A 6,259-nucleotide genomic window follows, 5' to 3' on the forward strand; every position below is an offset into this window, starting at 1 on the left:
GGGCATTATCTGAACATAAAACACTATCAATAAGTTGGAGTCATTACCTTGATAGTCAATCCCGGCAGTAATAATGACAAGCTGTTTTCACTTTTAATGGGCGAATATCGCTCCCTGTTCGGTCTGGCAAGCGTTCGTAACCAGGCAGGCAGCTATCTCTACGATATTGCCTTCTGGTGTAATGAAAAAGGCGTGAGTGCCAGGCAACAGCTTACGCTGAAACATATCGAGGGCGAGTGGCACCTGGCGCAGCAGGAAGAAACCGTGGTGCAGCCGCGCAGTGATGAAAAACGCATCCTGAGCCATATCGCGGTTTTAGAGGGGGCACCCGCCCTGTCGGAAAACTGGACGCTGTTTGAATCTAACGAAGCCCTTTTCCATGAAGCCCGCACAACCCAGGCGGCAACTCTTATTTTCTCGCTGATGCAGAATAACCAGATTGAGACGCTGGCACGGCAAATCCACACCTTACGCCGCCAGCGCGGAAGTGCGTTGAAAATCATCGTGCGCGAAAATAATACCAGCCTGCGCGCCACCGATGAGCGCCTGCTTCTGGGCTGCGGCGCCAATATGGTTATTCCATGGAATGCGCCGTTGTCACGCTGCCTGACGCTTATCGAAAGCGTTCAGGGCCAGCAGTTTAGCCGCCACGTACCGGAAGATATTTCCACGCTGCTCTCCATGACGCAGCCGATGAAGCTGCGTGGGTACCAAAAATGGGATACCTTCTGCGACGCCGTGGGCAACATGATGAACAACACGCTTCTGCCTGCTGACGGAAAAGGGGTCATGGTTGCCCTGCGTCCTGTACCGGGTATTCGCGTTGAACAGGCTCTCACCCTATGTCGCCCGAACCGTACAGGGGACATCATGACCATTGGCGACAATCGCCTGGTGCTGTTTTTGTCCTTCTGCCGGGTAAACGATCTCGATACGGCGCTTAACCACATCTTCCCCCTGCCTACAGGGGATATTTTCTCGAACCGTATGATTTGGTTCGAAGATAATACGATTAGCGCGGAGCTGGTGCAGATGCGTGCGCTCCAGCCTGAACAATGGGCCAAACCGCTCGCAATCAAGAGCGATGCCAAACCGATCCTCAATGCCAGACATGATGGACACGTCTGGCGTCGGGTTCCGGAACCCCTTCGCTTATTAACAGACAACGCGGAGAACGCATCATCATGAACATCAGCGATATCATTCAACTAGTTATATTCTGTGCGCTGATCTTTTTCCCGCTTGGCTACTATGCGCGCCATTCCATACGCCGTATCCGTGATACGGCCAGAGTGCTGTTTATTAAACCTCGCTATGTAAAACCAGCCGGAACACTGACACGGGCATCACACGTCAAGGCAGACCGAAAACATGACTAATTCTACCTATACCGCTTCGTCACCCTCGCCGCTCTGGCAATACTGGCGCGGCCTTTCCGGCTGGAACTTCTACTTTCTGGTGAAGTTTGGCCTGCTGTGGGCAGGCTATCTGAATTTCCATCCCCTTCTCAACCTGGTGTTTATGGCCTTCCTGCTGATGCCGCTACCGAATATCAGGCTACATCGCTTGCGCCACTGGGTCGCTATACCTGTCGGCTTTGCGCTGTTCTGGCATGATACCTGGCTACCGGGGCCGGACAGCATTATGAGCCAGGGGTCGCAGGTGGCGGGCTTTAGCGCCAGCTATGTCCTCGATCTGACCGAGCGCTTTATTAACTGGCAGATGATTGGCGCGGTGTTTGTGCTGCTGGTTGCCTGGCTGTTCCTGTCACAGTGGATCCGCGTCACGGTGTTTGTCGTCGCGATTATGATCTGGCTTAACGTGCTGACGCTGGCTGGGCCGAACTTTTCGCTGTGGCCTGCCGGTCAACCGACCACCACGGTGACTACCACAGGGGGAAGCGCGGCGGCAACCGTCACAACGGCAGGCGATACGCCTGTGGTGGGCGATATCCCAACCCAGACCGCACCGCCGACCTCAACCAACCTGAACGCCTGGCTCTCCAGTTTCTATACCGCGGAAGACAAGCGACAGACTAAATTCCCGGATGCGCTGCCGGCGGATGCTCAGCCGTTTGAACTGCTGGTGATCAATATCTGCTCTCTCTCCTGGGCCGACGTGGACGCCGCCGGTTTGATGTCTCATCCGCTGTGGTCACACTTCGATATTCAGTTTAAAGATTTCAACTCTGCCACCTCGTACAGCGGCCCGGCGGCGATCCGCCTGCTGCGTGCAAGCTGCGGTCAGACATCGCATAAAAACCTGTATCAACCCGCCGGCAACCAGTGTTATCTGTTCGATAACCTCGCAAAGCTGGGCTTTACGCAGCACCTGATGCTGGGGCATAACGGCCAGTTCGGTAACTTCCTGAAAGAGGTGCGCGAACAGGGCGGCATGCAGGCACCGCTGATGGATCAAACCGGTCTTCCTGTCTCTCTGCTGGGCTTCGACGGTTCGCCCGTTTATGACGATACTGCCGTCCTGCAGCGCTGGCTGCAGACCATCGAAAAAGACAGTAATCCGCGCAGCGCGACGTTCTTTAACACCCTGCCGCTCCACGACGGTAACCATTTCCCGGGCGTGAGCAAAACGGCTGATTATAAAGTGCGTGCGCAGAAGTTCTTTGACGAGCTGGACGCGTTCTTCACGGAGCTGGAAAAATCAGGCCGTAAAGTGATGGTGGTTGTGGTGCCTGAGCACGGTGGTGCGCTGAAAGGCGACAGAATGCAGGTGTCGGGTCTGCGTGATATCCCAAGCCCGTCCATCACTAACGTGCCTGCAGGCATTAAATTCTTTGGGATGAAGGCACCGCATCAGGGCGCACCGATTGAGATTACACAGCCAACCAGCTATCTGGCGATCTCAGAACTGGTTGCCCGCGCCGTTGACGGGAAGCTGTTTGTGGAAGATAGCGTGAACTGGGATCAGCTCACCAGCAAACTGCCGCAAACGGCAGAAGTCTCAGAGAACGCTAACGCGGTCGTCATTCAGTATCAAAACAAACCTTACGTTCGCCTGAACGGCGGGGATTGGGTACCGTATCCGCAGTAACAAGGTATGACGTCCCTCTCCCCATCGGGGAGAGGGACAATGTCGACTTTATTGCTGGGCGATCCACACCAGCATTTTCAGACTTGCCGAATAGTAGTCGTCTTTAGCGGTGATTTCGGGTTCACCGGAAGACTGCCCCATAGTGAAATCACGTACAGCCAGCAGGCCGCCTTCCATCATGTAGGGCGCATATTCGTTGGTCGTCACGTTAACCCAGGCGGGCGTTAGTTCCCGGGGAAACTGTCCGAACCAGGCCTTCCACGGCGTCAGCAGCGGGCTTTGCTTATCAGACCAGGCAACGTACAGCGGAACACGAATCGCGTCATAGCTCATTCGCGGTGGCCAGCCTTTTGCGGGAGCCAGCTTGCCACCTGATGCCAGTGAAACCCAGTCAGTGGGCAGATTCGCTTTACCCGAGCCCATTTTCCCCAGCAGGCGTTTCCCGTCCTTAATCAAATCGCGCCAGACCGGCAAATGACTGCGTCTGGAGAAGGCCTGCCAGGCCGGAAACACGAAATAGGAAGGATTGAAGACCACTTCACCTTCAAGCTTAAACCCCTGGACGCCGGGCAGCATCACGCGGTAACCGGCATAGCGGATCACGCTGTGGTCAATCAGTGCTTTAGTAATTGCATCCGATGCGGCGCTGTAGCGTTTGTCATGCCAGCGGGCGTCGGCTTTCAGCAACGCCCAGGCAATCAGCACGTCGCCATCTGCAGCGTTGTTTTTGTCGGCGACCGGGTTGGACTCTTCGGGATTATAGCGCCAGTAAAACAGACCATTTTCTTTGTTCTTCAGCTGACTGTCTGTCCATTGCCAGAGCTTATCGAACGTGGCTTTATCGTCGTTGGCCACCGCCATCAGCATGGCAAAACCCTGACCTTCCGTATGCGACACGCCGCCATTACCGGTATCAACAATGCGGCCTTCCGGTTTGAAAAAGCGGGCCTTGTAACTCTCCCAGGCCCGATCCGCATGAGAGAGAGGCGAGAACAGCAGACTCATCATGACGGCCAGCGTTGCGCACACGGGTTTTCGCATAATTAACTCGATCCGGTTATTCGGCACTTCGCAGTGAAATCTCACCGCCCATCCAGGGTTTAGTCACGCCATCCTGCTCCAGGAGCAGCGCGCCCTGTGCGTCAATACCGCGTGAAGTCCCGTAGATCTCTTTATCACCAATCAGCAGTTTCACTGGGCGGTTAATGAAGTTATCCAGCTTTTCCCAACGAGACAGGAACGGTGCCAGCCCTTCCTGCTCAAAAAGCGTGAGTGAACTGCGCAACTCTTTAATCATACGCACGGCAAGGGTGTTACGATCGATGACGATCCCCGCCTCCTGGAGGTTAGTCCAGGCCTGATTCACCACATCATTTTGTACATTGCGCATCACCATGTTGAGGCCTGCGCCAATGACGATTTGCGCCGCATCGCCCGTTTTTCCCGTCAGTTCGACCAGAATGCCGGCAAGTTTACGATCGTTGAGGTAGAGGTCATTAGGCCACTTAACACGTACTTTATCCGCCCCCAAATCGTGCAGCACTTCCGCCATGACGATGCCGATGACCAGACTCAGGCCAATAGCAGCGGCCGGGCCCTGATCGAGTCGCCAGTACATAGACAAATAGAGGTTAGCGCCAAATGGCGAAAACCATTTGCGACCGCGACGGCCGCGACCGGCCTGTTGATATTCAGCAACGCAGGCATCGCCGGATGTCAGCTCAGGCAAACGATCCAGAAGATACTGGTTCGTCGAATCAATCACCGGCAGCACCGCAACATTGCCGTGTCCGATCTGGCTGCGGATCGTTTCTTCATTCAGCAATTGAATCGGCTCCGGCAGGCTGTAGCCTTTTCCGGGAACCGTGAACACATCAACACCCCAGTCGCGAAGCGTATGGATATGTTTATTGATAGCAGCACGGCTCATGCCAAGCTGTTCACCCAGCTGCTCGCCAGAATGAAACTCACCGTCAGCAAGGATGCCAATCAGGGTTAAGGGAATGGTATTGTCCTTCACGCGATAGTCTCCACGGCATTAACTTCACCTGTGCAGCCAATGAAGCGAACTTCTGGCTCCAGCCAGACGTTAAATTTTTCGCCCACACGCTGACGAACATAATGAGCCAGCTGTACAACATCATCGCTGGTCGCATCGCGTTGATTAATCAGCACCAGAGCCTGCTGCTGGTGAACAGCAGCACCGCCTACTGAAGTGCCTTTAAGCTGGCATTGATCGATAAGCCATCCCGCGGCAAGCTTCACGCTGCCATCCGCCTGAGGGTAATGTGGCGCGGCTGGCCATCCTTCAAGAAAGACTTTTGCATTTTCGCTGCTGATAACCGGGTTTTTGAAGAAGCTTCCAGCGTTTCCGTTTACTTTTGGATCGGGAAGTTTGGTCATCCGCATATGGCAAACGGAATCAAAAACGTCGCGGGCGGTTACGGTAGCCGGATCGAGACGCGTTAAATCCCCGTAGGTCAACACGGGCTGCCAGTTCTTCGACAGGCACAGACCCACGGCGACAATCACGTAGCGATCCTGATATTCATGTTTGAAGATACTGTCACGATAGCCAAACTGGCACTGTTCCGCCGTTAAACGTTTAGCCGTTCCGGTCGCCAGTTCGATGCAGTCGACATATTCGCAGACATGTTTCAGTTCGATGCCGTAGGCACCGATGTTTTGAATTGGTGACGATCCGGCGCAGCCTGGAATAAGCGCAAGGTTTTCCAGGCCCGGCATCCCTTTTTCGAGGGTGAATTGCACCAGATGATGCCAGTTTTCACCGGCCCCCACGTGCAGGTGCCAGCTATCGGCACGCTCTTCAACATCAATCCCCATGATGCGGTTAACGATTACCGTTCCCGAAAAATCATCGAGAAACAGGACATTACTTCCTTCGCCCAGAATTAGTACGGGTTCGTTATTTTCTGTTGCGCTTTGCCATGCATCCAGCAGTTGCTGTGCATTATCGGCACGAACAATTTGTTTAGCATTGCGTTGAATGCCAAAGGTATTCCAGGGCTTAAGGGAGTGGTTCATAGACGCTATCCTGATGCAAAAACGCAGGTAGTTTACCGTATAAGCAGGGCGTTGGGGGATTAGTTTGTGCAGCGTATAAACGCAAAAAGGCCATCCTTACGGATGGCCTCTTCACTTATTTGATGCCTGGCAGTTCCCTACTCTCGCATGGGGAGACCCCACA

General features: G+C 54.3%; 5 protein-coding genes and 1 pseudogene. 3 read left to right on the forward strand and 3 right to left on the reverse strand.

All coding sequences use genetic code 11. The annotated features are described in order from the left end of the window. Positions 1-48: 48 nt before the first annotated feature. The 3 genes and pseudogenes from bcsE to bcsG form a co-directional block, all read left to right on the forward strand. Positions 49-1,188: pseudogene (gene bcsE, locus ADJ24_RS05590) on the forward strand (cellulose biosynthesis protein BcsE); the annotation flags it as partial. Further along, positions 1,182-1,379 (forward strand): cellulose biosynthesis protein BcsF, encoded by a 198-nt coding sequence (bcsF, locus tag ADJ24_RS23410; RefSeq protein WP_024908822.1) that lies wholly within the window; start codon positions 1,182-1,184, stop codon positions 1,377-1,379. The pseudogene bcsE and the gene bcsF, both read left to right, overlap by 7 nt. Continuing rightward, the gene (gene bcsG, locus ADJ24_RS05595; protein ID WP_023309595.1) at positions 1,372-3,051 is read left to right on the forward strand and encodes a cellulose biosynthesis protein BcsG; all 1,680 of its coding nucleotides are present in this window, start codon (positions 1,372-1,374) and stop codon (positions 3,049-3,051) included. The genes bcsF and bcsG overlap by 8 nt, the downstream gene beginning before the upstream one ends. Positions 3,052-3,099: 48 nt before the next feature. On the opposite strand, the gene ADJ24_RS05600 is transcribed toward bcsG, so the two are convergent. The 3 genes from ADJ24_RS05600 to murB are packed head-to-tail and all read right to left on the reverse strand — an operon-like array spanning position 3,100 to position 6,096. After that, positions 3,100-4,092 carry a glycosyl hydrolase family 8 gene (locus tag ADJ24_RS05600; RefSeq protein WP_023309596.1) on the reverse strand — a complete coding sequence of 331 codons (993 nt, stop codon included), beginning with the start codon at positions 4,090-4,092 and terminating at the stop codon, positions 3,100-3,102. Between the two features lie 16 nt (positions 4,093-4,108). Beyond that, entirely contained in the window at positions 4,109-5,071 is a 963-nt protein-coding gene (gene birA / locus ADJ24_RS05605) for a bifunctional biotin--[acetyl-CoA-carboxylase] ligase/biotin operon repressor BirA (RefSeq protein WP_023309597.1), read from the reverse strand. Then, on the reverse strand, positions 5,068-6,096 hold the full coding sequence (murB, locus tag ADJ24_RS05610; protein ID WP_023309598.1) for a UDP-N-acetylmuramate dehydrogenase: 1,029 nt from the start codon (positions 6,094-6,096) through the stop codon (positions 5,068-5,070). Before murB ends, birA begins: the two co-directional genes overlap by 4 nt. Positions 6,097-6,259 lie beyond the last annotated feature (163 nt).

It is taken from the genome of Enterobacter sp. 940_PEND (assembly GCF_001059415.1).
GTDB classification, from domain to species: domain Bacteria; phylum Pseudomonadota; class Gammaproteobacteria; order Enterobacterales; family Enterobacteriaceae; genus Enterobacter; species Enterobacter cloacae_M.

Bases quoted from the DNA above. Each gene is read 5' to 3' on its own strand.
- bcsG (WP_023309595.1), top strand. From the start codon at position 1,372: ATGACTAATTCTACCTATACCGCTTCGTCACCCTCGCCGCTCTGGCAA.
- ADJ24_RS05600 (WP_023309596.1), bottom strand. From the start codon at position 4,092: ATGCGAAAACCCGTGTGCGCAACGCTGGCCGTCATGATGAGTCTGCTG.
- murB (WP_023309598.1), bottom strand. From the start codon at position 6,096: ATGAACCACTCCCTTAAGCCCTGGAATACCTTTGGCATTCAACGCAAT.